Origin of the sequence: Streptomyces sp. NPDC051315, from assembly GCF_044455165.1 — a bacterium.
In the GTDB taxonomy this organism is placed as follows: domain Bacteria; phylum Actinomycetota; class Actinomycetes; order Streptomycetales; family Streptomycetaceae; genus Streptomyces.
The window spans coordinates 192,889-219,267 of record NZ_JBITEN010000015.1; the positions used below are offsets into that span (position 1 = coordinate 192,889).

30 protein-coding genes and 1 pseudogene are annotated in these 26,379 nt (G+C 71.7%); 12 read left to right on the plus strand and 19 right to left on the minus strand.

Annotated features, from left to right (window positions below):
- Positions 1-382: 382 nt before the first annotated feature.
- Both ACIBBD_RS27250 and ACIBBD_RS27255 read right to left on the minus strand, forming a co-directional pair.
- Positions 383-1,639: a GNAT family N-acetyltransferase gene (locus ACIBBD_RS27250; RefSeq protein WP_399422203.1), complete on the minus strand. Its 1,257-nt coding sequence runs from the start codon at positions 1,637-1,639 to the stop codon at positions 383-385.
- A 171-nt stretch (positions 1,640-1,810) separates the two neighbouring features.
- Positions 1,811-2,404, minus strand: a complete 594-nt coding sequence (locus ACIBBD_RS27255) for an aerial mycelium formation protein (RefSeq protein ID WP_399422204.1) — start codon at positions 2,402-2,404, stop codon at positions 1,811-1,813.
- Positions 2,405-2,563: 159 nt separating this feature from the next.
- Between ACIBBD_RS27255 and dtd the strand changes: the two genes are divergently transcribed.
- Together dtd and ACIBBD_RS27265 are read left to right on the plus strand one after the other, a co-directional pair.
- A complete protein-coding gene (dtd, locus tag ACIBBD_RS27260; RefSeq protein ID WP_399422206.1) occupies positions 2,564-2,989 on the plus strand; it encodes a D-aminoacyl-tRNA deacylase in 426 nt (141 codons plus the stop codon).
- A 483-nt stretch (positions 2,990-3,472) separates the two neighbouring features.
- The gene (locus tag ACIBBD_RS27265; protein WP_399422207.1) at positions 3,473-3,718 is read left to right on the plus strand and encodes a hypothetical protein; all 246 of its coding nucleotides are present in this window, start codon (positions 3,473-3,475) and stop codon (positions 3,716-3,718) included.
- A gap of 102 nt (positions 3,719-3,820) precedes the next feature.
- Here ACIBBD_RS27265 and ACIBBD_RS27270 read toward each other — a convergent pair whose 3' ends face one another.
- The 6 genes from ACIBBD_RS27270 to ACIBBD_RS27295 all read right to left on the minus strand — a co-directional run bounded on the left by ACIBBD_RS27270 (position 3,821) and on the right by ACIBBD_RS27295 (position 8,780).
- Positions 3,821-4,786 carry a YgfZ/GcvT domain-containing protein gene (locus ACIBBD_RS27270; RefSeq protein ID WP_399422208.1) on the minus strand — a complete coding sequence of 322 codons (966 nt, stop codon included), beginning with the start codon at positions 4,784-4,786 and terminating at the stop codon, positions 3,821-3,823.
- A gap of 10 nt (positions 4,787-4,796) precedes the next feature.
- Complete coding sequence (locus ACIBBD_RS27275) at positions 4,797-5,249, minus strand: Fur family transcriptional regulator (RefSeq protein ID WP_399422210.1); 453 nt, start codon at positions 5,247-5,249, stop codon at positions 4,797-4,799.
- A 132-nt stretch (positions 5,250-5,381) separates the two neighbouring features.
- The gene (locus tag ACIBBD_RS27280; protein WP_399422211.1) at positions 5,382-5,957 is read right to left on the minus strand and encodes an FABP family protein; all 576 of its coding nucleotides are present in this window, start codon (positions 5,955-5,957) and stop codon (positions 5,382-5,384) included.
- 233 nt (positions 5,958-6,190) lie between these two features.
- Entirely contained in the window at positions 6,191-7,150 is a 960-nt protein-coding gene (locus ACIBBD_RS27285; protein WP_399422212.1) for a hypothetical protein, read from the minus strand.
- Positions 7,147-8,040, minus strand: a complete 894-nt coding sequence (locus ACIBBD_RS27290) for a hypothetical protein (RefSeq protein ID WP_399422213.1) — start codon at positions 8,038-8,040, stop codon at positions 7,147-7,149. The genes ACIBBD_RS27285 and ACIBBD_RS27290 overlap by 4 nt, the downstream gene beginning before the upstream one ends.
- Positions 8,037-8,780, minus strand: a complete 744-nt coding sequence (locus tag ACIBBD_RS27295; protein ID WP_399422214.1) for a hypothetical protein — start codon at positions 8,778-8,780, stop codon at positions 8,037-8,039. Before ACIBBD_RS27295 ends, ACIBBD_RS27290 begins: the two co-directional genes overlap by 4 nt.
- Before the next feature lie 109 nt (positions 8,781-8,889).
- Here ACIBBD_RS27295 and ACIBBD_RS27300 point away from each other — a divergent pair, with 109 nt between their 5' ends.
- On the plus strand, positions 8,890-9,252 hold the full coding sequence (locus ACIBBD_RS27300; protein WP_399422215.1) for a DsrE family protein: 363 nt from the start codon (positions 8,890-8,892) through the stop codon (positions 9,250-9,252).
- Here ACIBBD_RS27300 and ACIBBD_RS27305 read toward each other — a convergent pair.
- The 8 genes from ACIBBD_RS27305 to ACIBBD_RS27340 all read right to left on the minus strand — a co-directional run bounded on the left by ACIBBD_RS27305 (position 9,246) and on the right by ACIBBD_RS27340 (position 14,631).
- Complete coding sequence (locus tag ACIBBD_RS27305) at positions 9,246-9,506, minus strand: DUF3099 domain-containing protein (RefSeq protein ID WP_399422216.1); 261 nt, start codon at positions 9,504-9,506, stop codon at positions 9,246-9,248. The two genes, ACIBBD_RS27300 and ACIBBD_RS27305, sit on opposite strands and share 7 nt — an antisense overlap.
- Before the next feature lie 111 nt (positions 9,507-9,617).
- The gene (locus tag ACIBBD_RS27310; RefSeq protein ID WP_399422217.1) at positions 9,618-9,905 is read right to left on the minus strand and encodes a DUF1416 domain-containing protein; all 288 of its coding nucleotides are present in this window, start codon (positions 9,903-9,905) and stop codon (positions 9,618-9,620) included.
- Between the two features lie 50 nt (positions 9,906-9,955).
- Positions 9,956-10,801 (minus strand): sulfurtransferase, encoded by an 846-nt coding sequence (locus ACIBBD_RS27315; protein ID WP_399422218.1) that lies wholly within the window; start codon positions 10,799-10,801, stop codon positions 9,956-9,958.
- 137 nt (positions 10,802-10,938) lie between these two features.
- On the minus strand, positions 10,939-11,019 hold the full coding sequence (locus ACIBBD_RS27320; protein ID WP_350310325.1) for a putative leader peptide: 81 nt from the start codon (positions 11,017-11,019) through the stop codon (positions 10,939-10,941).
- 199 nt (positions 11,020-11,218) lie between these two features.
- Positions 11,219-11,953 (minus strand): DUF2993 domain-containing protein, encoded by a 735-nt coding sequence (locus ACIBBD_RS27325; RefSeq protein ID WP_399422219.1) that lies wholly within the window; start codon positions 11,951-11,953, stop codon positions 11,219-11,221.
- 99 nt (positions 11,954-12,052) lie between these two features.
- Positions 12,053-13,480, minus strand: a complete 1,428-nt coding sequence (locus tag ACIBBD_RS27330) for a hypothetical protein (RefSeq protein ID WP_399422221.1) — start codon at positions 13,478-13,480, stop codon at positions 12,053-12,055.
- A 2-nt stretch (positions 13,481-13,482) separates the two neighbouring features.
- Complete coding sequence (locus ACIBBD_RS27335; RefSeq protein WP_399422222.1) at positions 13,483-13,737, minus strand: MoaD/ThiS family protein; 255 nt, start codon at positions 13,735-13,737, stop codon at positions 13,483-13,485.
- A gap of 54 nt (positions 13,738-13,791) precedes the next feature.
- The gene (locus ACIBBD_RS27340; RefSeq protein ID WP_399422223.1) at positions 13,792-14,631 is read right to left on the minus strand and encodes an alpha/beta hydrolase; all 840 of its coding nucleotides are present in this window, start codon (positions 14,629-14,631) and stop codon (positions 13,792-13,794) included.
- A 170-nt stretch (positions 14,632-14,801) separates the two neighbouring features.
- Between ACIBBD_RS27340 and ACIBBD_RS27345 the strand changes: the two genes are divergently transcribed.
- The 9 genes and pseudogenes from ACIBBD_RS27345 (at position 14,802) to ACIBBD_RS27385 (ending at position 23,820) form a co-directional block, all read left to right on the plus strand.
- On the plus strand, positions 14,802-15,581 hold the full coding sequence (locus ACIBBD_RS27345) for a winged-helix domain-containing protein (protein ID WP_399422224.1): 780 nt from the start codon (positions 14,802-14,804) through the stop codon (positions 15,579-15,581).
- A 106-nt stretch (positions 15,582-15,687) separates the two neighbouring features.
- Positions 15,688-16,710 carry a LacI family DNA-binding transcriptional regulator gene (locus tag ACIBBD_RS27350; RefSeq protein ID WP_399422225.1) on the plus strand — a complete coding sequence of 341 codons (1,023 nt, stop codon included), beginning with the start codon at positions 15,688-15,690 and terminating at the stop codon, positions 16,708-16,710.
- 310 nt (positions 16,711-17,020) lie between these two features.
- A complete protein-coding gene (locus ACIBBD_RS27355) occupies positions 17,021-18,169 on the plus strand; it encodes a S1C family serine protease (RefSeq protein ID WP_399422227.1) in 1,149 nt (382 codons plus the stop codon).
- A gap of 29 nt (positions 18,170-18,198) precedes the next feature.
- Positions 18,199-18,393, plus strand: a complete 195-nt coding sequence (locus tag ACIBBD_RS27360) for a hypothetical protein (protein WP_399422228.1) — start codon at positions 18,199-18,201, stop codon at positions 18,391-18,393.
- Positions 18,394-18,503: 110 nt separating this feature from the next.
- Positions 18,504-19,238, plus strand: coding sequence for a response regulator transcription factor (locus tag ACIBBD_RS27365; protein ID WP_399422230.1), 735 nt, complete (start codon positions 18,504-18,506; stop codon positions 19,236-19,238).
- Entirely contained in the window at positions 19,235-20,689 is a 1,455-nt protein-coding gene (locus ACIBBD_RS27370) for an ATP-binding protein (protein ID WP_399422231.1), read from the plus strand. The genes ACIBBD_RS27365 and ACIBBD_RS27370 overlap by 4 nt, the downstream gene beginning before the upstream one ends.
- A 96-nt stretch (positions 20,690-20,785) precedes the next feature.
- Positions 20,786-22,858: a pectinesterase family protein gene (locus ACIBBD_RS27375; protein ID WP_399422232.1), complete on the plus strand. Its 2,073-nt coding sequence runs from the start codon at positions 20,786-20,788 to the stop codon at positions 22,856-22,858.
- Between the two features lie 384 nt (positions 22,859-23,242).
- Positions 23,243-23,527 (plus strand): annotated as a pseudogene (locus ACIBBD_RS27380) (PH domain-containing protein); the annotation flags it as partial.
- Positions 23,528-23,595: 68 nt separating this feature from the next.
- Positions 23,596-23,820, plus strand: a complete 225-nt coding sequence (locus ACIBBD_RS27385) for a hypothetical protein (RefSeq protein WP_399422233.1) — start codon at positions 23,596-23,598, stop codon at positions 23,818-23,820.
- A 22-nt stretch (positions 23,821-23,842) separates the two neighbouring features.
- On the opposite strand, the gene ACIBBD_RS27390 is transcribed toward ACIBBD_RS27385, so the two are convergent.
- The 3 genes from ACIBBD_RS27390 to ACIBBD_RS27400 all read right to left on the minus strand — a co-directional run bounded on the left by ACIBBD_RS27390 (position 23,843) and on the right by ACIBBD_RS27400 (position 26,078).
- Entirely contained in the window at positions 23,843-25,618 is a 1,776-nt protein-coding gene (locus ACIBBD_RS27390; protein ID WP_399422234.1) for an ABC transporter ATP-binding protein, read from the minus strand.
- Between the two features lie 106 nt (positions 25,619-25,724).
- Complete coding sequence (locus ACIBBD_RS27395) at positions 25,725-25,856, minus strand: hypothetical protein (RefSeq protein ID WP_399422236.1); 132 nt, start codon at positions 25,854-25,856, stop codon at positions 25,725-25,727.
- Between the two features lie 87 nt (positions 25,857-25,943).
- Positions 25,944-26,078, minus strand: coding sequence for a hypothetical protein (locus tag ACIBBD_RS27400; protein WP_399422237.1), 135 nt, complete (start codon positions 26,076-26,078; stop codon positions 25,944-25,946).
- Positions 26,079-26,379 lie beyond the last annotated feature (301 nt).

The following is a 26,379-nucleotide window of genomic DNA, read 5'->3' on the forward strand; positions in this document are numbered from 1 at the left end:
GACGGACGCGGTCTCCGTCGACCGTTGAGCACGGCGCTTTCCGACTTCACAGCGCAACACTACAACTTTGCGCCATCTTAGGGCAGTTGCTCAATAGGTGGTTACAGGACACTTCCAAGTCGAAACAACTGCCGCTAAGTTGGCAACCAACTAATCCAACATGGCTGTACTTCACCAGGTTGGTCGGACTCCCCTCCGGAGGGGAGCCGGGAGCCCGACCGTTCCGAGCGCATCGCGCGGCACAACCGAACAGCACAGCCACAACTGAACATCGGGCACCACCGCACAGCCACAACTGAACAACGGCACAGCACTGCACCGCCGACTCGGCTGTCACTGCTACGGATCACCGAGATGGCACGGCCGGCGACAGGAAGGAGCGTCAGAACAGGTCCGGGCACCAAGGTCGCCTGGACGTACGCAGCAGGGCGTCGGCCGACCGGACGGCGCCCGCTCGTTCTTCCCGCACCCGCCCCAGCGCCGCCAGCCGCACCGCCGACTCGTCGCCCAGCCACAGCTTCGCCAGTTCGCCCACGTCCAGCGAGAGGTCGGCGCTCTGTGCCGTCGGCGTACAGGATCCGCCGCGCGGCGACGCCTCCAGCCGGTAGCGGCCCGCGGCCAGGCCTCCCGCGTCGGCCACCTCCAGCACCAGCGATCCCTCACCCCCGTACGTCCGCGCCTCCAGGGCCCGTACGACGTCCAGGATCCGCACCCACATCCAGTCCGCGTGCGCGGTGATCCTGGCCGACCGCGGGTCCGGCAGCAGGAAGGGGAGCAGGTCGTCGGGGGCGCGCCAGCCGCTCTTCACCGTCGTGACCCAGTCGATCGAGCAGAGGTAGCGCCACAGGGCGCGCTCGGCGGCCGGGGTCGCCGCGAGCAGCCACTTCACGGACACCGTGTCGTGCGGCCGCTTGTCGGGCCAGTGGTCGTCCGCGGTGTACGCGGCCAGGCCCTCGACCTCGCCGTCCGGCGAGCGGTACAGCGCGTGGAAGGGCTCGGTCCACGACGGCCCGAAGCGTACGACGCCGGTGTTGAGCTGCCACCACAGGTCGCTGCGGCTGACGGCGCCCGGCTGGACGCGGCGGATCCGCTCGTGCAGGTCGGGGCCGAGCTTGCGGACGTCCTCGCCGTCGACGAGGTCGATCCGGCCGCCGGCCTCGTCCTGGCCGGAGCGGCGGGGGTCGAGGCCGGTGCGCGGCACGTCGACGGTCCACTCGGTCGCCCAGGTGGCGGGGCCGAAGCCGTACCGGCCGTAGATCGGGTATTCGGCGGAGATCAGGGTGGCGACGACGGCCCCGCGGTCTTTCGCGGCCGCCAGGTCATGGCCCATCATCCGGCTGAGGAGGCCTCGGCGCCGGTGGGTGGCGGTGACGGTGACGCCCGTGACGGCGTTGGCGGGGACGGGCGCTCCGCCGACGGCCGTGAGCTGCTGGTCGAAGGAGCGGAAGGTGGCCACGCACCGGCCGACGTCGAAGGCGCCCAGGTAACGGCCGGGGACGAATTCGGTCCGGCGGTTCGACAGCTCGGGCTCGGCGGCCACCGGCTCCCGCAGGAAGCCGGTGTTCACCGCGCGGAGCCAGTCGGGGAACTCGTCTTCGGTGACGGGACGTACGTCGATGGCGGGGCGCGGGTCGCTCATGGGGCCACGGTAGGCGGGTCGCGGGCCGGTGTCGTGGAGTTTTCCGCCCCTGCGGCCCCGCCCGTCCCTCCGGATCCCTCCTCGTCCCGCCGGCCCCGGCCCGTTCCGCCGGCCCGGCCCGTTCCGCCGGCCCGGCCCATCCCGCCTGTCCGCCGGCCCGCCCGCTCCCGCCTACACCAACAGGTCGTCCACCTGCGCCTCCCCCTCCCGGTACCTCCGCGTGATCTCCGCGCCGCAGTCGTCCGCGGTCTTCTGCAGGAGCTGACGGCGGCGGGAGACCTGCTGCTCGTAGCGGACGAGGCGGGCCATGGCCTCGTGCAGCTCGGGGTCGGTGCGGGCGTCGAGGTCGGAGAGTTCGACGTCGGCGAGCATGTCCGCGGCCAGCCGGCGGTACTCCTCGCCGTGCGGCGTGCCCAGGGTGACGTGGCGGGCGGAGGAGCGCTGGCGGGCCGGGGCGTCGGTGAGGATCTCCGACAGGCGCGCGACCATGGAGGCCTCGGCCGGCTCGGGTACGGATGCCGGGCCGCGGCGGCCCAGTTCGGCGCGCAGGATGTCGATACGGCCCTGGAGCAGCCGTCGTACGTAGCTGAGGTCGGCCTCGTCGCGCTGGGCGTCCCGGCGCAGGGTGCGCAGTTCGGGCAGGCTCAGGCGGGCCAGGCCGCGCTCGGGCGGATCCGTGCGCGGAGCGCAGGGTGGACTGTCGGTGCGCTGCACGGGCGGACGCTGGGTGGTCGGGCCCAGCTGCCCGGTGCTCGGTGTGCTCATGTGCCTCTACCGTCCCCTCGACCGGCGTGTGGAAAGCATCGTGCCACCCCAAGTGGCCGCTATGTGACCGAGTGCCCCCGAACGGCCCAGATGCGGGCCAAAGGATCAAAAAGAATTCCCTGAGCGGCGGTTGCGGGAGCGCACGGCATGATGGTGCGCATGCGTGCAGTGGTGCAGAGGGTGGACGGCGCGAGTGTCGTCGTTGACGGCGAGACGGTGGGCGAGATCGTCGGCGAGGGCCTGTGCGTCCTGGTCGGTGTCACCCACGAGGACACCAAGGAGAAGGCCGCCCAGCTCGCCCGGAAACTGTGGTCGATCCGGATGCTGGCCGACGAGCGCTCGTGCAGCGACGTCGACGCGCCCCTGCTGGTCATCAGCCAGTTCACGCTCTACGGCGATGCCCGCAAGGGCCGCCGTCCCACCTGGAACGCGGCCGCCCCGGGGGAGGTCGCCGAACCGCTCGTCGACGAGGTGGTGGCCCAGCTGCGTTCCCTGGGCGCGACGGTGGCGACCGGCCGGTTCGGGGCGCAGATGCGGGTCTCACTGACGAATGACGGCCCGTTCACCGTCCTGATCGAGATCTGAGCCGGGCACCGCAGGCCTGTGGGGCCGGCCGGGGACATGACGGGCCGGCCGGGGTTTCGCCGGGACGGCTTCACGCCACGTGCCCGCAGTTGTCGGCAGCTTGTTTATGGATCCCGGCCATGCGGGGATAACTACCGCAGAGTTGGTTGCCAACTGGGCAGTGTTGGCGCAAGATGCCCTCGGTTTCCTGGCTTCCCTGTCAGCCCAGGTGAGCCGGAGACGGAGGCCGTCGCAGCTGATCACCGGGGCCTGTAGCAGCGGGCCCCGGAGGACTCGGATCGCCCCGGGGGCCTCCAGCGGCCCCGGGGACAGTCGTTCGTTCCCTACGGAGAACGGCGGAGGCCGCCTCCCCTCCCGGCCGTATCCCTTTTCCCGTACACCGGCGCGGTGTTGCGTCGCCCGGCCGGTGGGCATGTCTCCGGCACGGCCACCGCGGCTGCTACCGCGTCGGCCGCTCACCTGGGCTGACGAAGGGAGAGGGGCATGGGACACCACCTGCCCGCGGAGCGGGGCCCCGGGACACCACCGGGGACGGGGGAGGACGGGACCGGCGTCGCGCGACTGCCGGTGTCGAACGCGATCGCGGCGGTGATCATCGCCGTCGCGGCGCTCCTGGGCGCCGTCGCGGTGCTGCTCCTGATGCCGGGCACGCTCGAGGCGCTCGGCACCGCCGTGACGATCAGCGGTTCGGGCTTCACACTGGCGGCGAGGATCGCCGTTCCGCGCTGACCGGACGCCGACCCGCACCGACCGGCCCGGACGGCGCCGGCCCGGACCGCGCTCACCGGCACGCCGGGGCCCGTCGCACGGGACCCGGCGGGCGAGGGCCGCTCAGGGCTCGACCACGACCTCCTGGGCCGCCGCCGTCGTGTCCGCCACCAGGGGCGCGTCCACCGGGACGTTCCGCTTCACCAGGGCCAGGGCGACCGGGCCGAGTTCGTGGTGACGTACGGACGTGGTGATGAAGCCGATCTTGCGGCCTTCGGGGCCGTCGTCCCGGAGGCGGAGCTCGGTGCCGGCCGGCGGCAGGTGGACCTCGCTGCCGTCCAGGTGCAGGAAGACCAGGCGGCGCGGGGGCTTGCCCAGGTTCTGGACACGGGCGACCGTCTCCTGCCCCCGGTAGCAGCCCTTCTGGAGGTGGACGGCGGTACCGATCCAGCCCAGCTCGTGCGGGATGGTGCGGTGGTCGGTCTCGAAGCCGAGGCGCGGGCGGTGCCGCTCGACGCGCAGGGCCTCGTGGGCGAGGATCCCGGCGGCGGGGCCGGCCTGCTCGGCGTACGACTCCAGGTCGGCGCGCGGGAGGAAGAGGTCACGGCCGTACGCCGTCTCGCGGATGACGACGCCCTCCGGCACCTCGGCGATCGAACCGGCCGGCAGGTGCACCACCGCGAAGGCGTCCGTGCGGTCGGCGACCTCGACCCGGTAGAAGAACTTCATCGACTCCAGGTACGCGATCAGCGCGCCCTGGGTGCCGGGCTCCACGTGCGCCCAGACCGTCGTACCGTCGTCCACGAGGTAGAGCGCGTGCTCGATGTGGCCGTGGGCGGAAAGGATCAGCGCCTCGGTGGCCTGGCCCGCGGGCAGGTCACTGACGTGCTGGGTGAGCAGCAGGTGCAGCCAGCTGAGCCGGTCCTCACCGGAGACCGTCACGACCCCTCGGTGCGAGAGGTCCACGAATCCGGTGCCGTCGGCGAGGGCGCGCTGCTCGCGGAACAGGTCGCCGTAGTGGGCGGCGACGCCTTCGTCCACGCCCTCGGCGGGGACGGCGCCGGGCAGGGACAGCAGGGGGCTCTTCATGAAGCCAAGCCTACGACTCGGTAGTTGAACTCTTGGCCGCCGAACCCCTGAGCGAGCAGTCCTTGCAGCGGCCGAAGATCGCGAAGTGCTTCATGTCGGTGTCGAAGCCGAAGGTCTCGCGCAGTTTCGCCGTGAACTCGGCGGCGACCTCGACATCCGCCTCGATGACGTCGCCGCAGTCACGGCAGACGAGGTGGATGTGGTGGTGCCGGTCGGCGAGGTGGTAGGTCGGGGCGCCGTGCCCGAGGTGCGCGTGGCTGACCAGCCCGAGCTCCTCCAGGAGCTCCAGAGTCCGGTAGACGGTGGAAATGTTGACCCCCGACGCGGTCTTCCTCACTTCCACGAGGATGTCGTCGGGGGTCGCGTGCTCCAGGGTGTCCACGGCTTCGAGCACGAGTTGCCGCTGCGGGGTCAGGCGGTAGCCGCGCTGCCGCAGGTCGCTCTTCCAGTCGGTGCTCACCACACCGGAGAGTCTAGGCGGTGTCCGGTGGATCAGGCCGGTTTCGAGTGCGGGTGCCTGCCGGTCGGACCGAACGGGTCTGGTGCGTGCCAGGGCCCGCGACCCCGGCCGGATCCACCGGACACCCCCGGGGGACTACTTGAAGAAGGCGATGCCGTCGTCCGGCATGTCGTCGGGCAGGGCCTTGGCCCAGCGCTCGACCTCCTCCGGGGTGACGACCTTCTTCAGGTGGGCGGACATGTAGGGGCGCAGCTCGACGTCGGGGGTCTGCTTCTCGCCGACCCACATCAGGTCGCTCTTGACGTAGCCGTACAGACGCTTGCCGCCGGAGTACGGGCGGGAGGCCGCCGTCCGCGCCACCGCGTCCGTGACCAGGTCGATCTGGGGCTTCTTGTCGGCGAGCTCGCCGTACCAGATCTCGATGACGCCGTCGTCGCGGGTCAGGGTGACCTCGACCTTGCGGGCGTCGTCGATCCGCCAGAAGCCGGACTCGGACTCCAGGGGCCGGACCTTGTTGCCGTCCTGGTCCAGGACCCAGGTGTGGGAGCGGTACTCCAGGAAGTCCCGGCCGTCGTGCGTGAAGGTGACCTCCTGCCCGAAGTTGCACTTCTCGGAGCCGGGGAAGTCGTGCACGCCCGCGCCGGCCCAGTTGCCGAGCAGGAAGGCGAGGGGCACGAGGTCCTTGTGGAGGTCGGACGGGATCTCGATCATGGGTGGCAGTTCCTGAACGTGGTCGGTCAGCGCTGGCCCTGGTACAGCTTCTTCACGGTCAGTCCGGCGAAGGCGAGGACGCCGACGCAGACCAGGACCAGCAGGGCTTCGAAGAAGATCTCCACGGGGTGCTCCTCGGGATGAGCGTGATGGGTTCCGTACGGACACAGGGCCGGGCCCCAGCTTACGCGGCCGGGACCCGGACCTCCGTGTGAGGTACGCCCTCGCGGGGATCAGCCCAGCAGCTGGCTCTGCAGGGTCACCGTCTGCTGGAAGGGAACGGCCGGTGCGGCGCCCTTCCGGGTCTGCACGACCAGCGCCAGGACGTCGCCGGCCTGGAGGTACGCGTGGCGGACCTGCTCGGCGCCGTACGGTCTGTCCTCGACGTACGCGGAGCGCTGCACTCCCTCGACCCCGGCCTTGACCGGGAAGTCCGCGTCGAGGTGGGACGCGTCCGCGCCGCGCACCTGGTACCAGGCCTCGTCGAACGGGGCGATGTCCGCGCGCATCCGGTCCGCGACCTCGGCCGTGGCGAACCGCAGCAGGTAGACGCGGGTGTGCGTGCCGTCCTTCGTCGTCCAGCCACGGGCCGCGATGTGGCGCAGGCCGGCGTCGACGAGCTTCTGCCCGAACTCCTCCCGGTCCTGCCTCTCCTGGTACTCCGCGAGGAAGTCCTTCTGCGCCAGCCATCCGTCCGACCCGCGCAGGGCCTTGTCCTCGGTCGCCCCGAGGGGAGCGGGCAGGAGGAGGGCGCGCAGGTCGGCGTGGTGCGCGCCGGCGGTGTTGCCGTCCGCGAAGGGCCCGGGACTGCCGGAGGGCAGCGGCGGCCTGGTCAGCGGCGGGTACTCCCACCGCCCGTCCGACACCGTCTCCAGTCCCGGCACGTCCGTCCGCTCCATCCGCGTGATCCCGTACGCCGTCGCCGTCCCCACCGTCGCGAACACCACGGCGGCGGCGGTCCAGCGCAGCACGGCCCGCAGCACGCGGCGGTCCTTCGAGGGCTTCGAGGGAACGCGCTCCTGGGATTCCCGGGCCTGCTCCTGGGACTGCACGGCCTCCCCCTCCCCCCGGGGTTCCCCGGCCCGGCCCTGGGGCCGACCGGGCTTTCCCCCGGGTGCGGCGGGCAGGGGCGGCGGGACGACCGGCTGCTCCGGCTGCCACTCCGGTTCCGTCTGCTGCGTCTGCTCGGTCATACGGCCTCCCCCGGCTCCTCGACGCGGTCGAGCTGCTCGGTCAGCAGCGCGGCGACGGCCTTGGTGTTCATGGGCTTGACGGCCTCCGCGTTGACGCTGACCAGGACCTCTCCCTGGTACGCCGAGCAGGTCATCAGGTCGAGGTCCTCGTCGTCGTCCTTGGGCGTCAGGAAGCACTTGGCGTTCTTGTGGCCCTTGATCGTCGGCCCGTCGCGGAAGACGCCCAGGACCTCCAGGAACTCGCTCTGGAACGTCGCGATGTCCCGGACGGCCGCCTTGCTCTCCATCCGGGTCAGCACGACGCTCACGGTGACCGGCTGGTCGGTGAAGAAGGAGCTGCCGGGTCCCAGGACGTAGCTGCGCATGGCCATGCCCTGGACGCGCTGCTTGTCGATCTCCTTCTCCAGCAGCTTGCGCTGGGAGCGCGGCAGGCCGCTCAGCGACTCCTTGCGCAGGGCCGTGGCCTGGGCACCGCCGAGCTCCCGGTCGGAGCCGAACTCGCCGAGATCCGGTCCGCGCTCCCAGCCGTCGCCGTACGGCACGAGCGTGCCGGCCAGTCCGGTGCCCCCGGCGGACCTCGCCTCCACGGGTTTGTCCTTCGGGAACGCCCAGACGGGAGCGCCCGCGTCCCGGTCGGCGTCGTTCACGGTGACGACGGTGTAGCCCGCACCGACGACGACCGCCCCGGCCAGCAGCACGCCCCCGGCGACGGCGGCGACCCTGCCCGGGCGGATCCGCCGCCTGTCCCCGGCCTCGGCCACCACGGGCGCGGCGACGACGGGCGCGGGCTCCACGACCTCGGGCTCCACGACCGGCGGCTCCACGACCGGCGACTCCACGACCGCCGGCTCGGCTCGCCCCTCGGTGGGGTTCTCGACGTCGTCGCTCACAGCCGCTCCATCTGCCGCTCGGCCAGGTCCATGATCTTCTTCTTGCTGACCGCCCTGGAGCCGTGGACCCAGATCTCCATCGCGATGTCACCGCGCCAGGCGTGCGCCTGCGCGGTGTAGACCGGCAGATGGCCCGCCTCGGTCTCCGGCGCGCGGTGGACGTACACCATGCCGTCGCCGGTGCCCGGGAGCGGCCAGCTGTCGGTCTCCTTGTCCTCCGCCCAGTACTGGTTGTTGTCGCTGTAGTCGGCGGCCACGAGGTCCTCCTCCTGCCGGAACTGCACCAGCCGGATCTCCACGCTGTACGACTCGCCCTCCGCCCAGCCGGTGACGGCGGCCCGCCGGAACTCGTCCTGGACGAGCTCGCCGAACACCGCGCCCGGCTCCTCGTACAGCCCGGCGTAGTCGGCCAGGTCCAGCCAGCCGTCGGCGCCCTCCAGCCACTCGGCGTCCTTCGCTCCGCTGGGCTTCTTCAGCAGCAGTTTCCGCAGGTCGCCGTCGGTCTCGACCATGCGGTCACGCGCGGCCGACAGCGGCTCGGGGGCGGGCCCCGTCGCCTGCGGGAGCGTCGGCTGGGACAGCGGGGGCAGCCTCGTCGGCTCCCGGTCGGCCTGCACGAGATAGCCGCCGCAGGTACCGGCCACCAGGCCGAGTACGACGGCCCCGGCGATCAGGAGCCCGGTGGGCCCGCGCCGTCGGCGGACGGGCGCCGGACGGGGTGTCCCCTCCGCTCCCTCCATGCCTTCTTCCACAACGTCCCCCTCGAACGTAAGCGCGTTCCCTCACGCGCTTCACAGGAGACCCTTGGTCAACACAGGCAGTTGCAGGGCCGTTGATTACGATTCGAGCATGGCGAAGAAGCTCGTGATCAAGGTGACCGCGGGGGCCGATGCCCCCGAGCGGTGCTCGCAGGCGTTCACGGTCGCGGCCGTGGCCGTGGCCAGCGGGGTGGAGGTGTCCCTCTGGCTGACCGGGGAGTCCGCCTGGTTCGCGCTGCCGGGCCGGGCCGCCGAGTTCGAGCTGCCGCACGCCGCTCCGCTGCCCGATCTGCTCGACTCGATCCTGGCCGGGGGCGGGGTCACGCTGTGCACGCAGTGCGCGGCCCGGCGGGACATCACGGAGAAGGACGTCCTGGAGGGCGTACGGATCGCGGGCGCGCAGGTGTTCGTGCAGGAGGCGCTCGCCGAGGACACCCAGGCGCTGGTCTACTGACGGCGCTTCTTCCCGTCCAGCTCGTCCCACCACGCGTCGGACGTCGGGTCGCCGGACGGGTCGTCCCACCAGCGGTCGTCGGGACCGCGCCGGTTGGCGACCATCGCGGCGACCGGCGGGATGACCATCGCGACCAGGCACATTCCGACGGCCACCGGAACCGACCAGAGACGCACCACGCTCCAGGCCAGGACGAACAGGGCGACGCAGGTGCCCATCATGGCGAAGTAGCGGTGCCGGCGGCGGGCGTACATACGTCCAGCGTAGGCCGGTGGAGCCGGGCCGGGCAGGCCGAAGGGCCGCACCCCAGGTGTCCAACCCGGGGGGTGCGGCCCTTCAGTCGTTCACTTGTTCACGCGGTCGGTTCAGACCGCGATCGCGACCTCCGCGAGGCCACCCTCCTGGGCGACGACCGTGCGGTCGGCGGTGGCGCCGGGGACGAGAGCGCGCACGGTCCAGGTGCCCTCGGCCGCGTAGAAGCGGAACTGGCCCGTGGCGGAGGTGGGGACCTCCGCGGTGAACTCGCCGGTCGAGTCCAGCAGACGGACGTAGCCCGTCACCGGCTCGCCGTCGCGGGTCACCTGACCCTGGATCGTGGTCTCACCGGGCTTGATCGTCGAGGCGTCCGGGCCGCCGGCCTTCGCTCCACACATGTCTTTCTCCAGAGGGGTCTAGGTCTGACCGGAAGGTCGGTCGGGTGGGATTACTTGCCGGCGCCGAGCTCGATCGGCACGCCGACGAGGGAGCCGTACTCGGTCCAGGAGCCGTCGTAGTTCTTGACGTTCTCGACACCGAGCAGCTCGTGCAGGACGAACCAGGTCAGGGCCGAGCGCTCGCCGATACGGCAGTAGGCGATGGTGTCCTTGGCCAGGTCGACGTTCTCCTCGGCGTAGAGCTCCTTGAGCTCCTCGTCCGACTTGAAGGTGCCGTCGTCGTTGGCGTTCTTCGACCAGGGGATGTTCCGGGCCGACGGGACGTGGCCCGGACGCTGCGACTGCTCCTGCGGCAGGTGGGCCGGGGCGAGCAGCTTGCCGGAGAACTCGTCGGGCGAACGGACGTCCACGAGGTTCTGGCTCCCGATGGCGGCCACGACGTCGTCACGGAAGGCACGGATGGACGTGTCCTGCGGCTTGGCCTTGTACTCGGTGGCCGGGCGCTCGGGGACCTCGTCGCCGGGGACGAGCTCGCGGGCGTCCAGTTCCCACTTCTTGCGGCCGCCGTCGAGAAGCTTGACGTTCTCGTGGCCGTACAGCTTGAAGTACCAGTACGCGTAGGACGCGAACCAGTTGTTGTTGCCGCCGTAAAGGATCACCAGCGTGTCGTTGGCGATGCCCTTCGCCGACAGGAGCTTCTCGAAGCCCTCCTGGTCGATGAAGTCACGGCGGACCGGATCCTGGAGGTCCTTGGTCCAGTCGATCCGGATCGCGTTCTTGATGTGGTTCTTCTCGTAGGCGGACGTGTCCTCGTCCACCTCGACGATGGCGATGTTCTCGTCGTCCAGGTGGTCCTGCAGCCAGTCGGCGTCGACCAGGACGTCGCTGCGGCTCATGCTCGTTCTCCTCCGGGGCAGTTGCGGCGGGGGTGTGCAAGAAGAAGGTGCGCGGCCGGGTCTCGCCGGCGGCCGGCACACGGATGCCCTCGGACGAGGGCGCCGGGAGGGGCGCGGAAGGCCGGCGGCGCTTCCGCTCAGAAGGTGCGACAGAGCATGGCGGCGACGCGGCACAGGTCTACTGCCCGCCGCTTCGTGAGATCCGCCTGTCGCTTCATGCGGTCGATCGTAGGGACGGACGGGCGGGCATGTCACCGGCGTGTCGCATAGTGAGATGCGATCGTCCGGATAGTGGGAAGCCGAGGGTGCCGGAGGCGGCCCCGCACGGGATCCGGCGCGAAGTGTCCGTCGCCATCTCTGCGGCACGGACGCCGCCGTCTCGCCCTTCGGACGGTCGCCGTCCACCAGGGGCGAGTCCTACCCGGCCAGACGGACGTTGGAACCCTTCACCGAGATGTCCACACCGTTCTTCCCCGCCTCGACCTTGTCGAGCTGGATGCCGCCGGGCAGGTCGTCGATCTTCTGCTCGAAGTCGGTGATGGAACGCACCTCGTTCTCGGCGGCCTGCACCCCGCCGAAGCTCGGCAGCGAGTCGGCGTGCACGCGGACGGTGTCACCCTCGACCGCGACCGTGCTCAGCACGGACAGGGGCTGCGGGAGCTTGGTGCCGAGGACGGTCGCCTCGACGGTGACCTTGATCTTGCCGTTGCCGCCGTCGGACAGTCCGACGACCTCCGCGGTGACGCCCGGGGCGACCTGCGTCGGCTCGCTCTTCGCGGCCTTCAGCAGTTCGGCGTACGTGATGGACGCGGTGCCGGTGGCGGTGGACGCGATGGCGGAGCTGTAGTCGCCGGAGAACTCGACGCCCCTCATGTTCGCCTGGAGGTCGTCGATGCGGATCTTCCGGCCCTCGGTGCCCACCGCCTCGTAGTCCTGGATGCCGACCTCGACGTCGTCCAGCTCGCCGCCGACGACCTGGGTGAGGAAGGGGAAGCCCTTGATGGACACGTCCGGGGTGGCCGCGAGGTTCTCGTTCGTCCTCAGCTTGTCCGCGGCCTCGCCCTCGGCGAAGTTCACCGCGAGCCGGTCGGCGAGCACGAAGAGGCCGCCGAGGATCACGACGACGACCAGCAGTATTCGAAGTGCACGCATGCGGTTGTTCCCCCACCGGACGGCTGAGCGGTCAATGACCACCCACGGTAACCCTGCGGCGGGGGATGACCGTTGAATTGTCGATCAGCTGTGACAGAGCTATCCGAGCGCCCGCCCCAGCACGTACACCGCCGGTGCCGCCGCCGCCAGCGGCAGGGCCACCCCCGCCGTGAAGTGCACGAAGCGCGACGGGTAGTCGTAACTGGCGACCCGGTGGCCGATCAGGGCGCAGACCGCCGCGCCCACGCCGAGGAGCGCGCCCTCGGTGCCCAGACCGGTCATCCCGCCGACCGCGATACCGGCGCCCGCGGCGGCGAGCAGGGAGACGACCACCGACGCCGGGGTCGGCAGGGGCAGCGCTCGGGCCGGCACGGCGACCGCGACCGCGGCGGCGCCGACCGTCACCGCGTCCGGGTCGGCCCCCAGGTGGCCGGTGGCGACGATGGCCAGGGCGGCCGAGGCGACGGTCGCCATCAGGCCGTACATCCGCTCGTCCGGGTCCGCGTGGGAGCGGAGCTGGAGGACGAGGCAGAGCAGGACCCAGACGCCGAGGGTGCCGAGGATGGCGGCGGGCGCGTGGGCACGGCCCGCCGCGAGCAGCGCCACGTCGGCGACCAGCGCGCCGAGGAAGGCGAGCGCGATGCCCTGCCGGGCCGGCCACATGCCGTTCAGCCGGAACCAGCCCGCCGCCGTGACGGCCTGGAGGAGGACGAGCGGGACGAGCAGCGCGTACGTGCCGACGGCCGCCGTGCCGGACAGCAGCAGGCCGAGGAGCGCGGTGAGCGCGGCGGGCTGCATGCCGGGCTCGATGATCGGCGAGCGGCCCTCGAGACGGGCGCGCTGGGCGTCGGTGATGCGGGCGTTGCCGGCGAGGGTGGCGGGACCGTACGAGGGCCCGCCGGTGCGGTCACCTTCCGGCCGGGGCTCGGGTGCCGGGGCGGGGGCGGGTGCCGTCGGCTCGGGTGCGGGGACGGAGGCGGCTGCGGATGCGTGGGATGCGTGGGCGGGCGGCACGTAGGACGCCCGGTGCCGTCCGTACGACTCCTGCCGTCCGTACGACTCCTGCCGTCCGTACGGCTCCTGGGACTGCCCGTGGGACGCCGGCTGCTGCCCGTACGACTCCTGGCGCCCGTACGGCTCCTGGGGCTGTCCGTGGGACGCCGGCTGCTGCCCGTACGGCTCCTGCGGCCGGCCGTACGGCTCCCGCTGCTGCTGCCAGGCGGGGGCCTGCGCGGCGTGCCCGGGCCGGTGGGCGTCCGGCTGGTGACCGCCGTGCACCGGTGCCTCGCCGGTCTGCGGCGGCAGGTACGCCGTCTCCGCCGCGTCCACCGCGGGGACCGGCGGCTGGACGCCGGTCTCCCAGGTCTGGCCCTGCCACTGCTGGGTGTACTGGAGATGGGCCTGCGGGTCGTCGTACCCCTGCTGCTGCCCGGGCCACGCCTGCGGCTGCCGCTGGTGCGGGTCGTCGCCCTCGTGCCCCTGGCCCTGCCACTGTCCCTGGCCGTGTCCGTACGGCTGGTCGGTCATCGTCACCCTCCTGCGAACGGCGGGAGCACCTCGACCGTGCCGCCGTCGGCCAGCCGTACCGTCTCATGTGCGCGGGTGCCCACGGGGTCACCGTCGACGAGGAACGAGCATCGCCGCAGCACCCGGACGAGTTCACCGGGGTGTCGCCGCCGCGCGGCCTCGAGCGCGTCGGCGAGCGTGGCCGCGTCGTACGGCTCCTCGGCGACGCCGGCCGCGGCCTTGGCGGCCGCCCAGTAGCGCACCGTGCCCTTTGCCATCTCGTTCCTCAGTCGGTTCGGTCGGTCCATCGACGGTCGTTCAACAGGGCCAGGCTAGCCCGCCCGGGAGACCGCCCAGTCCCCGATACGGGCCAGCAATCCGTCGTCGGCGGCGTGCTCGGCGTGGCCCATGCCGGGCTCCAGCCAGAGTTCGCCGTGCTCACCGGCGGCCTCGGCCAGCGTCCGGGGGTGGTCGACGGGGAAGTAGCCGTCCCGGTCGCCGTGGACGATCAGCAACGGCGTGGGGGCCATCCTCGGGACCGCCTCCGCCGGGGACAGCGGCACCGGGTCCCACTCCCGGTGGTGGATGCGGGTGCGGAAACCGTAGCGGCCGACCAGGCGGCCCTCGGGACGGGTGACCATCCAGTGCAGACGGCGCATGGGGGCCGTGCCCCGGTAGTACCAGCGGGCGGGCGCGCTGACCGAGACCACGGCGTCGACCGTCCCGGTGTGCAGGGCCGCGTGCCGCAGCACCACCGAGCCGCCCATGGAGAAGCCGACGGTGACCACGCGCGCGTGCCCGGTTCCACGGGCCCACTCGACCGCGGCCGCCAGGTCGAGGACCTCGCGGTCGCCGACCGTGGAGCGTCCGCCGGAGCGGCCGTGGCCCCGGAAGGAGAAGGTGACGACCGCCCCGTACCGCCCGAACACGGAGGCCACCCGGCGCACGTGCGGCCGGTCCACGTCGCCCGTGAAGCCGTGGGCCACGACGAACACCAGGTCACGGAAGGGTGGCGCGGAGGCGTCGTATACGACCGCACCCGGGTCGTATACGGAATCGATGGACACGCCGTCCGCCGTGCGCAGAAACGTCCGCAAAGGTGTAGGTCTGTTCGTCTCGGAGTGCGGACGATCGATGGAACGCACCTCATGACCCGGCCGACCGTTGCTCATGTGGGCTATTCTGCTGGGCAGAGGACTCGGGCAGCGTAGCCCCCGGGTCCTTTTGTGCTTTCGGAAGCGTTGTATACGAAGCGGGAAACCGCAGGTGTACGGGGCCCCGGGATCGCAGAGCAGTGCCGCACCGCACACGTCCTCGCAGGGACCGAGGAGGAACCAGACGTATGAGTTCTCTGCTGCTCCTGACCAACGCCCTCCAGCCGTCGACGGAGGTGCTCCCCGCCCTCGGCCTGCTGCTGCACAACGTGCGGGTGGCCCCCGCCGAGGGCCCCGCCCTCGTCGACACCCCCGGTGCCGACGTCATCCTGATCGACGGGCGCCGTGACCTGCCGCAGGTCCGCAGCCTCTGCCAGCTGCTGCGCTCCACCGGGCCCGGCTGTCCGCTCATCCTGGTCGTCACCGAGGGCGGTCTGGCCGCCGTCACCGCCGACTGGGGCATCGACGACGTCCTGCTGGACACCGCCGGACCGGCGGAGGTCGAGGCGCGGCTGCGTCTGGCCATGGGCCGCCAGCAGATCGTCGCCGACGACTCCCCGATGGAGATCCGCAACGGCGACCTGTCCGTGGACGAGGCCACCTACTCCGCCAAGCTCAAGGGCCGCGTCCTCGACCTCACCTTCAAGGAGTTCGAGCTCCTGAAGTACCTCGCGCAGCACCCGGGCCGCGTCTTCACGCGCGCGCAGCTGCTCCAGGAGGTGTGGGGCTACGACTACTTCGGCGGCACCCGGACGGTCGACGTCCACGTACGGCGGCTGCGCGCCAAGCTCGGCCCCGAGCACGAGTCGCTGATCGGAACCGTCCGCAACGTCGGTTATCGATTCGTTACCCCCGAGAAGATCGACCGTGGCGCCGACGAGGCCAAGGGCGCGACGGACCGGTCAAAGGCGGACGATGCGGACAACGCGGCCTCCGTGGGCGCCCAAGAGGTCTCGGCCGAGGCGTAGCGCCCGCCCGGGCGGGCGCCGCTCACGCGCGTTCCCGCCCGTCCCCCGTGCGGCGATGCCGCTGTATGCCCTGCCCGGAGCGGGTCCATCCGCGTAGACTCCGCGCGTGGCCAAGGTGACTCGGGACGACGTAGCACGGCTGGCAGGGACGTCCACTGCCGTGGTCAGCTATGTCATCAACAACGGACCCCGGCCGGTCGCCCCGGCCACGCGCGAGCGCGTCCTCGCCGCCATCAAGGAGCTGGGGTACCGGCCGGACCGGGTCGCGCAGGCGATGGCGTCCCGGCGCACGGACCTCATAGGCCTGATCATCCCGGACGCCCGCCAGCCCTTCTTCGGGGAGATGGCGCACGCGGTCGAGCAGGCCGCGTCCGAGCGCGGCAAGATGGTGCTCGTCGGCAACACCGACTACGTGGGCGAACGCGAGGTCCACTACCTGCGCGCCTTCCTCGGGATGCGGGTCTCCGGGCTGATCCTCGTCAGCCACGCGCTCAACGATCTGGCCGCCGCCGAGATCGACGCCTGGGACGCCCGGGTGGTCCTGCTGCACGAGCGGCCCGAGGCCATCGACGACGTCGCCGTCGTCACCGACGACCTGGGCGGCGCCCAGCTCGCCGTGCGGCATCTGCTGGAGCACGGCTACGAGTACGTCGCCTGTGTGGGCGGCACCGCCGAGACGCCGTCCGTGGGCGACCCCGTCTCCGACCACGTCGAGGGCTGGCGGCGGGCCATGGACGAGGCCGGCCTCAGCACCGAGGGCCGGCTCTTCGAGGCGCCGTACAACCGCTACGACGCCTACCAGGTCGCCCTGGAGCTGCTGTCGGGCCCGAACCGGCCGCCGGCCGTCTTCTGCTCCACCGACGACCAGGCGATCGGTCTGCTGCGGGCCGCGCGCGAGCTGCGCATCGACGTGCCCGGCGAGCTGGGGGTGGCCGGCTTCGACGACATCAAGGAGGCGGCGCTGGCCGATCCGCCCCTGACCACGGTCGCGTCCGACCGTTCGGCGATGGCGCGCGCGGCGGTGGACCTGGTCCTGGACGACGGGCTGCGGGTCGCGGGGTCGCGGCGCGAGCGGCTGAAGGTGTTCCCGTCGCGGCTGGTCGTGCGGCGCTCCTGCGGCTGCGCCTGACGGCCGCCGCCGGGACGGCGCCTGCCGGTACAGCGCCTGCCGGGACGGCGTCTGCCCGTACGGCTCCTGTCGGTAGGGCGCACGCCCGTACGGCGCATGCCGACACGACGGCTGCCCGCACCGCACCTGCCCGTACGACGCCTGTCCGCACCGTGGCCCGCTGGGGCGCGGGGGACCTGCCCGTATGAGAGCTCGCTGAGAGGCACGGCACTGCCTCCTGGACCGGCTTTATACCGGGCGTACGAGCTTCTGCCCGGCTTCTCAGCGAGGACTCAGCCGGCTCTCATGGTCGGGCGACAAGCTCATGGACATGACCGAGAGCTTCCGCCGCAGCGGCGAGTACGAGAACCACGAGAACCCGTACCAGGGCGCCCCGCAGCACGCCTCCGCCCCCGTGAACCCGGAGTGGCCGCCCCCGCCCGCCCAGCAGCCGGCGCCGCAGCCCGTCGAGCCGACCGCCGTGTGGCAGACGTCGGCGCAGACGCCTCGGCAGCCGCAGGCGCGGGCCTTCGCCGGGGACGGCAGCGGCGGCGGCACCGCTCTCCTGACGCCCGTGGCGGCCGAGCCCGTGCCGGCACCGAGGAAGAAGCGCACCCGCGGCCCGGTCGCGCTGCTCGCCGCCGTGGCGATCGTCGCCGCGGCCATCGGCGGCGGCACGGCCTACGGCATCCAGGAGCTGACCGGCACGGACGAGGTGGTCGCCTCGTCCACGACGACCAGCGTGGTGCCCTCCAGCAGGACCGGTGACGTCGCCACGATCGCCGCGGCGGTCAGCCCGAGCGTCGTCGAGATCAACGCCACCCTGGCCGACGGGTCCTCGACCGGCTCCGGCGTGATCATCACCAGCGACGGCGAGATCATCACCAACAACCACGTCGTCTCCGGCGCCTCCTCGATCAAGGTGACGACCAGCGACGGCACGTCGTACACGGCCCAGGTCGTCGGCACCGACAGCAAGAAGGACCTCGCCCTGATCAAGCTGGTGAACGCCTCCGGCCTGAAGGCGGCGACCCTCGGCGACTCCGACGGCGTCCAGGTCGGTGACACGGTCGTCGCGATCGGCTCCCCCGAGGGGCTCACCGGCACCGTCACCAGCGGCATCGTCTCCGCCCTGAACCGGGACGTCACCGTCTCCACCGACGAGAGCCAGGGGCAGCAGCAACAGCAGCAGGGCGGTGGCTGGCCGTTCGAGTTCGGCGGGCAGCAGTTCAACGGTGACACCGGCTCGTCCACCACCACCTACAAGGCGATCCAGACCGACGCCTCCCTGAACCCCGGCAACTCCGGCGGCGCGCTGATCGACGCCAACGGCAACATCATCGGCATCAACTCCGCGATGTACTCCGCCGCCGACGCCACCTCCTCCGACGCCGGCAGCGTCGGCCTCGGCTTCGCCATCCCGATCAACACCGTCAAAACCGACCTGGCCACACTGCGGGCCGGCGGTTCCGACAGCTGACCGTCCCATCACCCAGCAGGGAGTACGTCATGATCAAGCAGGTCTCGCACCCGGTGACCGGCGTCGGCGCGGCCGACCTCGCCCTGGCCCTCGAGGTGGCGTACGAGCTGCACGCCCCGGTGCGGCGGACGCCGCGGGCGCCGGAGGTGGCGACGGCCGCGACCCCGGCCGCCGCGGGCCGCCGGTCCACCGCCCGCCGCCGCCGGACCGCCCGCGCGCTCTGAGCCGGCCCGCGCTCCGCGCCGGCCGACCTTCACGCGCCCGCCGGGAAGCATGCGAGGCTGAAAGCCTTCAGCCCCCTGCCCGTCCCACCGCACCCGAGGAACCCACGCCCATGAGCCCCGCCGAAGGCGACCGTGACCCCCAGCGCATCCTGATCGTCGACGACGAGCCGGCGGTGCGCGAAGCACTCCAGCGCAGCCTCGCCTTCGAGGGCTACGACACGGAGGTCGCCGTGGACGGCGCGGACGCCCTGGAGAAGGCGACCGTCTACCGGCCCGACCTCGTCGTCCTCGACATCCAGATGCCCCGCATGGACGGACTGACCGCCGCCCGCCGCATCCGCGGCGCCGGTGACACCACGCCCATCCTCATGCTGACCGCCCGCGACACGGTCGGCGACCGGGTCACCGGCCTCGACGCGGGCGCCGACGACTACCTGGTCAAGCCGTTCGAACTCGATGAGCTCTTCGCCCGTGTCCGCGCCCTGCTGCGCCGCAGCTCCTACGCGGTCGCCGTGACGGACAACGCCCACGAGGACGAGGCCCTCACCTTCGCCGACCTGCGCATGGACCTCGCGACGCGCGAGGTGACGCGGGGCGGGCGGCCGGTGGAGCTGACCCGCACGGAGTTCACCCTCCTGGAGATGTTCATGGCGCACCCGCGCCAGGTCCTCACCCGGGAGCAGATCCTGAAGGCGGTCTGGGGCTTCGACTTCGAGCCGTCGTCGAACTCGCTGGACGTGTACGTGATGTACCTGCGGCGCAAGACCGAGGCCGGGGGTGAGCCTCGGCTCGTGCACACCGTGCGGGGCGTGGGGTACGTCCTGCGGCAGGGCGGCGCGGAGTGAGGAAGCTCGTACGCCGGATCCGTACCCTGCCGATCCGGTCCCGGCTGGCGCTGCTGGTGGCGGCGGCGGTGGCGTTCGCGGTGGCGGCGGTCTCCGTGACGTGCTGGTTCATCGTCCAGGGCAAGCTGTACGAGCAGGTGAACGACGACCTTCAGCAGGCGGCGCGGATGAAGCCCGGGCAGTTCGAGCAGATGAACGACGCGCTCGCCGACTGCACCAAGACCCCGCAGAGCACCAACCCCTTCCGGAACAACCTGTACACGCAGGTCGTCAAGGTGGACGGCACCCCCTGCGTCATCGCCAACTCCGAGGGCACGATCAAGGTCACCCAGGCCGACAAGAACGTGATCAGGAACGCCGCCAGCGGTGAGGGCATCATCCGTGACGGCACCGACGAGAACGGCGACCCGGTGCGCGTGATGACCGCGCCGCAAATCCTGGAGAACACCCTCACCGGGGCCCGCTCCAACGGCGCCGTCATGGTCGGCGTCTCCCTCGAGGGGACCCAGGCCACCCTCAACGAACTCGCCCTCATCCTCCTCCTCGTCTCCGGCGTCGGCGTCCTCGGCGCCGGAGCCGCCGGGCTCGCCGTGGCCCGCGCGGGTCTGCGTCCCGTCGACAAGCTCACCGAGGCCGTCGAGCACGTCGCCCGCACCGAGGATCTGAGCATCCGCATCCCGGTCGAGGAGGACAGCGAGGACGAGGTCGCCCGCCTCTCCCGCTCCTTCAACTCGATGACCTCGTCCCTGGCCAGCTCCCACGAGCTCCAGCAGCAGCTCATCGCCGACGCCGGCCACGAACTCCGTACCCCGCTGACCTCGCTCCGGACCAACATCGAGCTGCTCACCCGCAGCGAGGAGACCGGCCGTCCCCTCCCCGCCGCCGACCGCAAGGCCCTGCTCGCCTCGGTGAAGGCGCAGATGACCGAGCTGGCCTCGCTCATCGGCGACCTGCAGGAGCTGTCCCGTTCGGAGGGCCAGCGCGGCGAACGCGTGCAGGTGGTCTCCCTGGAGGACACGGTCGAGGCGGCCCTGCGCCGGGCCCGGCTGCGCGGCCCGGAGCTGACCATCACGGCCTCCCTGGAACCCTGGTACACCAGGGCGGAACCGTCGGCGCTGGAGCGTGCGGTGGTCAACATCCTCGACAACGCGGTGAAGTTCAGCCCCGAGGGCGGCACGATCGCCGTCCGGCTGACCGGGGGCGTCCTGACCGTCCGCGACCACGGCCCCGGCATCCCCGAGGACGAACTCCCGCATGTCTTCGACCGCTTCTGGCGCTCCCCCGGCGCGCGGGCCCTCCCGGGTTCGGGCCTCGGCCTGTCGATCGTCGCCCGCACGGTCCAGCAGGCCGGCGGCGACGTCTCCCTGTCCCGCGCGCAGGGCGGCGGCACGGTGGCGACCGTACGCCTGCCGGGCGCGCCGACGCCTCCGCCGGAGACCCCGGCCGTGTGACTCCCCGGCCAAGTGACTCCCGGCCCCCCGGCAACCTTTCCGTCCCGTGCGGCGACCCACCAGCGGTCACCATCCCCCCACGGAACGGAAGGTCGTATGAGCGCACACCGCGTCACACCCACGGACAGGCCCCGCCACCGCAGGCGCAGGAAGGCTCTCGCGGCCGGTGTGCCGCTGGTCCTGGCCGCGGCCGGCACGCTGGCGTACGGGACGGTGTTCGGGCTCGGCGCCCAGCAGAACGCGTCCGCCGCCACCGCCGCCCCCGCCTGGGCCACCGCAACCGCCGACGGTTTCGCCTCCGTCAACGCCCTCGGGCAGAACGGCACCTACGGCGGGCGGGACGGAAAGACCGTCACCGTGACGACCCTCGCCGACCTGGAGAAGTACGCGACGGCCGCCGAGCCGTACGTCATCGTCGTCGCGGCGACCATCACCATGAACCCGGTCGGCAAGGAGATCAAGGTCGCCTCCGACAAGACCATCGTCGGGTCCGGGACCTCCGGGCACATCGTCGGCGGCGGCTTCTTCCTCGGGCAGGGCGTCCACAACGTCATCATCAGGAACCTGACGATCCGGGACGCGTACCAGGGCGTCTGGAACGACAAGGACCACGACTTCGACGCCGTCCAGATGGACGGCGCGCACCACGTGTGGATCGACCACAACGACCTGCGGCACATGGCGGACGGGCTGATCGACGTCCGCAAGGACAGTACGTACGTGACCGTGTCCTGGAACAAGCTGAGCGACGACAACAAGGCGTTCGGCATCGGCTGGACCGAGAACGTCGTCACCGACATCACGATCCACCACAACTGGATCCGCGAGACCGAACAACGCAACCCGTCGACGGACAACGCCGCCCACGCGCACCTCTACAACAACTTCCTGGAGGACGTGGCGGGCACCACCATCAAGTCCTCGTACGGCAACTACTCGCGCGGCGCGACGAAGATGGTTCTGGAGAACTCCTACTTCCAGGGCGTCAACAACCCTGTCATCAAGGACAGCACCGCGTCGATCGTCCAGAGGGGCAACACCTTCGTCTCGACGACCGGGCGCAACGAGAGCGGGGGCAGCGCCTTCGACCCGAAGACGTACTACGCCTACACCCTCGACCGCACCGCCGACGTGCCGGCGCTCCTGAAGTCGGGCGCGGGACCGCGTACGTCGATCGGTACGGCCTCGGCCACCACGAAGGCCGCCGCCGCGACGACCCTCACCGTCGCGCAGGACGGCAGCGGGCAGTACCGGACCGTGCAGGCCGCGGTGAACGCGGTACCGGCGAACAACCCCTCCCGGGTCGTGATCCAGATCAAGCCGGGCACGTACCGCGAGGTCGTCAAGGTCCCGTCCAACAAGCCGCACGTCACCTTCCAGGGCACGGGCGCGAGCCGCAAGGACACGGTGATCGTCTACAACAACGCGGCGGGCACGCCGAAGCCCGACGGCTCCGGGACGTACGGCACGGGCGGCAGCGCCACCGTCGCCGTCGAGGCGGACGACTTCCAGGCCCGCAACCTGTCCATCTCCAACGACTTCGACGAGGCCGCCAACCAGTCCCTCTCCGGCCACCAGGCCGTCGCCCTGCGCACGGCGTCGGACAAGGTGTTCCTCGACGGCGTCATCGTCAGCGGCGACCAGGACACGCTGCTGGTGGACACCGCGGCCAAGGACCGGCTGGGCCGGGTCTACATGACCAACTCCTACGTCATCGGCAACGTCGACTTCGTCTTCGGCCGGGCCACCGCGGTGATCGACCGGTCCGTCATCACCCTGAAGAAGCGCTGGAACGGCACGTCGGCCGGCTACGTCACCGCCCCCAGCACGGCCGCCGACCGCAAGGGGATCCTCATCGCCAACTCCACCGTCAACGGTGACGTGTCCGACCGGAGCTTCTACCTGGGCCGCCCCTGGCACGCCGGCGGCGACGCGACCCTCGACCCGCAGACGACGGTCCGCAACACCACGCTCAGCGCCGCCGTCAAGACCACTCCGTGGACCGACATGAGCGGCTTCTCCTGGAAGGCCGACCGGTTCGCCGAGTACCAGAACACCGGCGCGGGCGCGGGCAGCGCGAGCACCGACCGCCCCCACCTGACCGCCGCCCAGGCCGCCGACCAGGAGGTCGCGGACTGGCTGGGCGACTGGACACCCACCGCTTCCTGAGCTCGCCCCCGCCCTCACCGCCGTCACCCGGTCGCAGACCACGCACCAGCGGCGCCGAGCGGTCCCGCGCGCCGGGACCGCTTCCTCGCGGACCGCTTCCTCGGAAGACCGCCTCCGCCGGTACCGCTTCCGCCGGGGGCCCACACAGCCGCCCGCTGTAGCATCCCGGCCGGTCGCGCACCCGTTCGTGCGCCTGAGGAGGGTGCGGTGGGCGAGGGCACGGGCGACGGCGTCCGCGAGGGTGTACGTGAGGGCGGCGTCGGGCGGGAGTACCGCAGGCGGCGTCCGGCGTCCGCAGTGGAGCTCGGGCTGCTGGCCCTCGGTCTGGTGGTCACCGTCCGGCACACGTTCCGGACGTCCGACGCCGTCCCGTTCTGGCTGTCCGTGGCGGGCACGGTCGCCCTGTGGACGTTGCTCCTGCACGCCGTCCTCAGCCACTGCCGGGCGCACACCCTCGTCACCGGCCACGGGATCACCGTACGGGGCGCCGTACGGACACGGACGGTGGCCTGGGACGACGTCCACGATCTCCGGGTGGAGCCCTACGGCCACGACACGTTCGGCGTCATGCCCCGGTCGCTGACGTACCTCTACGCCACCGACGGCCGTCGCGTCCTTCTCCCGCGCCTCGACGACCGGCAGCTCGACGACCCGTACGCCGAGGTCGCGGAGGTGCGGGCGGCGGCTGCCCGGCACCTCGGCAGGGCCTGGGAGCCGCGCGGGAGGGGGAGGCGCGGGTGCGGTGGCGGGCCGGGCACCGCAGGGCCTGGCAACGGTCGCGCATCGGTGCCGCGCTGGTCCTGGCCGCCATGTGCGTGCTCTGGTCCGGCCAGGAACTCGTCACCGGTACCCGGGGCCGGCCGTTCCTCCTGCTCGTCTGCGTGCCCCTCGCCTCCCTCGCGGTGCTCGCCGCGCTGCTGCACGGGTGGTGGGAGCTGCGGGCGGGGCGGAGGCGGGGGTGAGCGGTGGTTCGGTGGGCCGGGTTCAGATGCGCAGGGCCAGGGTGTCGTCGGGGGCGGGTGGGCGTGGTCCGGGCCAGGGCTCGGCCAGTCTCGTGTAGACCGGGCAGCGGGCCATCAGTTCGTCGTGCGTGCCGGAGTCCACCAACCGGCCCTCGTCGACCACGAGCACGCGGTCGGCGTCCGCCGCGAGGCTGAGGTCGTGGGTGATCATGATCGTCGTACGGCCGGACATCAGGCGGCGCAGGGGCTGGACGATCTGGCGTGCGGCGACCGAGTCGAGGCCGGCGGTCGGTTCGTCGAGGACGAGGACCGGGGCGGCGCGGAGCATCGCGCGGGCGATGGCGACGCGTTGGAGCTGGCCGCCGGAGAGGGCGGCGGTGCCGGGGGCGAGGGGGGTGTCGTAGCCGTCGGGGAGGGCGGTGATGAAGTCGTGGGCCGCCGCGGACCTCGCCGCCTGCTCGATCTCCGCCTCCGTCGCGCCCGGCCGGCCGCAGGCGATGTTCTCGCGGACCGTGCCGTTGAGGACGAGGGTCTGCTGCGGGAGCAGTGCGATGTTCTCGCGCAGGAAGTCCAGCGGTACGTCCGTCAGCGGAACGCCGTCCAGGGAGATGACGCCGCTGTCGGGGTCGTAGAAGCGGGTGAGGAGCTTGGCGAGGGTGGACTTGCCGGCGCCGCTCGGGCCGGTGACGAGCACCAGTTCGCCCGGGCTCGTCCGGAGGGTCATGTCCTGGACGGAGTCCCGGGCCGATCCGGGGTAGCGGAAGGTGACACCGTGGAAGCCGACCCAGCCGCGCACCGGCCAGGCAGCGACCCGGGTTTCGGGGTCCCGGACGGCCGGCTCGGCGTCGAGGATCTCGGCGATGCGTTCCGCCCCGGCCGTGGCCGCGGTGACCGTCAGGCCGAGCTGGCCGAGGTCGCGGACCGGCGGGTAGAGGTAGCCGATGAAGGCGGCGAAGGCGAGCAGGGCGCCGAGCGTCATACGGCCCGCGGAGATCTCCCAGACGCCGAGGCCGATCACCGCCAGCACGCACAGCGTCTCGACGACCTCCACGAACTGCTCGTACATCTCGATCAGCCGCGCCCCGCGCACGCTCGCCCGCATCCACGCGCGGGCCTCCTTGTCGAGGCGCCGCTCCTCGTCCCGGCGCCGGTTGTAGGCCTGGGTCAGCACGATGTTGCCGAGTGACTCCTCCACCACCGACGTGATCGCGCCGTCCGCGACCCGCTCGTCCTGCGAGGCCTGCTTGATGCGGCCGGAGAAGCGGCGGGCGGCGAGGAGGAAGAGGGGGGCGAGGACGAAGGTGGCGAGGGCCAGGTCCCAGCGGAGGTAGAGGGCGGCCGCGGCGTAGAAGACGGCGGAGAAGGCGGCCGAGATCGTGCCGACGACCCCGGACACGACCATCTGTTCGATGGCCTCGACGTCACCGGTGAGACGTTCCACCAGGTCACCCTGACGGTGCCGCTGGAAGAAGTGCGGGGGCAGGTCCTGGACGTGGCCGAAGACGCCGGCGCGGAGACGGAGGACGAATCTCTCGGCCGTCCAGGTCGCGAGCGAGTTGCCGAGGTATCCGACGAGCGCGCCCACCACGGCGACCCCCAGCCAGGCGCCGGCCGGCCCCCAGAACGCGGAGAGCGAGCCCGCCTCCAGGGCGTTGTCGGTCAGTTCGGCGAACAGCAGGATCGCGGCGGTCTCGGCGAGCGCGGACACCACCACGCAGGCCACGATCACCAGCATCCAGGTGCGGTCTCCGCGGGTCAGCGGCCAGAAGCGGCGGAAGGCCTCCCGGGCTTCCCTCATCGTCAGCAACTTCCTTCCGTGCGGCGGACAGGACGGAGGCGGGGCCCGGCGCGGGCTCGTCGCCCGCGCCGGTGACCCCGCCTCAGAGGTGCGTCAGCCCTGTGCGTCAGCCCTTGTTGCCGACCGGGCGCTTGGCCGCGGGCCTCTTCGCGGCGGCCTTCTTCTTGTTCGTGGTCTTCGGAGCCGGGGCGGCGGTCTTGCGGGCCTTCTTCACCGGGGTGATCTTCTGGAAGCTCATGTCTTTCTCCTTCTGTGTCACGCCTTTGCAGCAGGGTCTCTATCGAACTGCTGCAATTACCTTTGATTTACATGTGTGAAGCTGTGATCAGCCCTTATGGGCGACCGGGCGTCGCTTCGTGGTGACCTTCTTGGCGGCCTTCTTCTTGGTTGCGGCCTGGGCTACCGGGGTCGCAGCAGTCTTGCGGGACTTCTTGACGGGGGTGACCTTGCGGAAGCTCATGATGTTCTCCTTGTGCGCTGTGTTTGCGAACTTCGCTTTCGCGCTGTTCGCTTTCGACATGGAAAACACTACGGGACACCGGCGCCAGAAAAGGCCAATTCCGCTGAGACCTCGATGAATTGCGGCTGAGACGATTTTCAGGCGACACCGGGAACCAGCAGCGGACTCACACAGGTTTTAATACGACGAGGCGGGGGGGGGGGGGGGGGGGGGGGGGGCGGGGGGGGCGCCGGGGGGCGGGGGGGGGGGGGGGGGGGGGGGGGGGGGGGGGGGGAGTGGGGGGGGGGCGGGGGGGGGCGGG

What these genes read in the sequence shown, in the direction of transcription:
- ACIBBD_RS27395 (WP_399422236.1), bottom strand. Translation starts at nt 25,856, where the DNA reads ATGAGCTTCCAGAAGATCACCCCGGTGAAGAAGGCCCGCAAGACCGCC.
- ACIBBD_RS27300 (WP_399422215.1), top strand. Translation starts at nt 8,890, where the DNA reads ATGGCGAAGAAGCTCGTGATCAAGGTGACCGCGGGGGCCGATGCCCCC.
- ACIBBD_RS27400 (WP_399422237.1), bottom strand. Translation starts at nt 26,078, where the DNA reads ATGAGCTTCCGCAAGGTCACCCCCGTCAAGAAGTCCCGCAAGACTGCT.
- ACIBBD_RS27360 (WP_399422228.1), top strand. Translation starts at nt 18,199, where the DNA reads ATGATCAAGCAGGTCTCGCACCCGGTGACCGGCGTCGGCGCGGCCGAC.
- ACIBBD_RS27295 (WP_399422214.1), bottom strand. Translation starts at nt 8,780, where the DNA reads ATGGAGGGAGCGGAGGGGACACCCCGTCCGGCGCCCGTCCGCCGACGG.
- ACIBBD_RS27390 (WP_399422234.1), bottom strand. Translation starts at nt 25,618, where the DNA reads ATGAGGGAAGCCCGGGAGGCCTTCCGCCGCTTCTGGCCGCTGACCCGC.
- ACIBBD_RS27315 (WP_399422218.1), bottom strand. Translation starts at nt 10,801, where the DNA reads ATGAGCCGCAGCGACGTCCTGGTCGACGCCGACTGGCTGCAGGACCAC.
- ACIBBD_RS27255 (WP_399422204.1), bottom strand. Translation starts at nt 2,404, where the DNA reads ATGAGCACACCGAGCACCGGGCAGCTGGGCCCGACCACCCAGCGTCCG.
- ACIBBD_RS27335 (WP_399422222.1), bottom strand. Translation starts at nt 13,737, where the DNA reads ATGGCAAAGGGCACGGTGCGCTACTGGGCGGCCGCCAAGGCCGCGGCC.
- ACIBBD_RS27355 (WP_399422227.1), top strand. Translation starts at nt 17,021, where the DNA reads ATGACCGAGAGCTTCCGCCGCAGCGGCGAGTACGAGAACCACGAGAAC.
- ACIBBD_RS27320 (WP_350310325.1), bottom strand. Translation starts at nt 11,019, where the DNA reads ATGAAGCGACAGGCGGATCTCACGAAGCGGCGGGCAGTAGACCTGTGC.
- ACIBBD_RS27325 (WP_399422219.1), bottom strand. Translation starts at nt 11,953, where the DNA reads ATGCGTGCACTTCGAATACTGCTGGTCGTCGTCGTGATCCTCGGCGGC.
- dtd (WP_399422206.1), top strand. Translation starts at nt 2,564, where the DNA reads ATGCGTGCAGTGGTGCAGAGGGTGGACGGCGCGAGTGTCGTCGTTGAC.
- ACIBBD_RS27330 (WP_399422221.1), bottom strand. Translation starts at nt 13,480, where the DNA reads ATGACCGACCAGCCGTACGGACACGGCCAGGGACAGTGGCAGGGCCAG.
- ACIBBD_RS27280 (WP_399422211.1), bottom strand. Translation starts at nt 5,957, where the DNA reads ATGATCGAGATCCCGTCCGACCTCCACAAGGACCTCGTGCCCCTCGCC.
- ACIBBD_RS27340 (WP_399422223.1), bottom strand. Translation starts at nt 14,631, where the DNA reads ATGAGCAACGGTCGGCCGGGTCATGAGGTGCGTTCCATCGATCGTCCG.
- ACIBBD_RS27305 (WP_399422216.1), bottom strand. Translation starts at nt 9,506, where the DNA reads ATGTACGCCCGCCGCCGGCACCGCTACTTCGCCATGATGGGCACCTGC.
- ACIBBD_RS27250 (WP_399422203.1), bottom strand. Translation starts at nt 1,639, where the DNA reads ATGAGCGACCCGCGCCCCGCCATCGACGTACGTCCCGTCACCGAAGAC.
- ACIBBD_RS27285 (WP_399422212.1), bottom strand. Translation starts at nt 7,150, where the DNA reads ATGACCGAGCAGACGCAGCAGACGGAACCGGAGTGGCAGCCGGAGCAG.
- ACIBBD_RS27310 (WP_399422217.1), bottom strand. Translation starts at nt 9,905, where the DNA reads ATGTGTGGAGCGAAGGCCGGCGGCCCGGACGCCTCGACGATCAAGCCC.
- ACIBBD_RS27345 (WP_399422224.1), top strand. Translation starts at nt 14,802, where the DNA reads ATGAGTTCTCTGCTGCTCCTGACCAACGCCCTCCAGCCGTCGACGGAG.
- ACIBBD_RS27270 (WP_399422208.1), bottom strand. Translation starts at nt 4,786, where the DNA reads ATGAAGAGCCCCCTGCTGTCCCTGCCCGGCGCCGTCCCCGCCGAGGGC.
- ACIBBD_RS27375 (WP_399422232.1), top strand. Translation starts at nt 20,786, where the DNA reads ATGAGCGCACACCGCGTCACACCCACGGACAGGCCCCGCCACCGCAGG.
- ACIBBD_RS27265 (WP_399422207.1), top strand. Translation starts at nt 3,473, where the DNA reads ATGGGACACCACCTGCCCGCGGAGCGGGGCCCCGGGACACCACCGGGG.
- ACIBBD_RS27365 (WP_399422230.1), top strand. Translation starts at nt 18,504, where the DNA reads ATGAGCCCCGCCGAAGGCGACCGTGACCCCCAGCGCATCCTGATCGTC.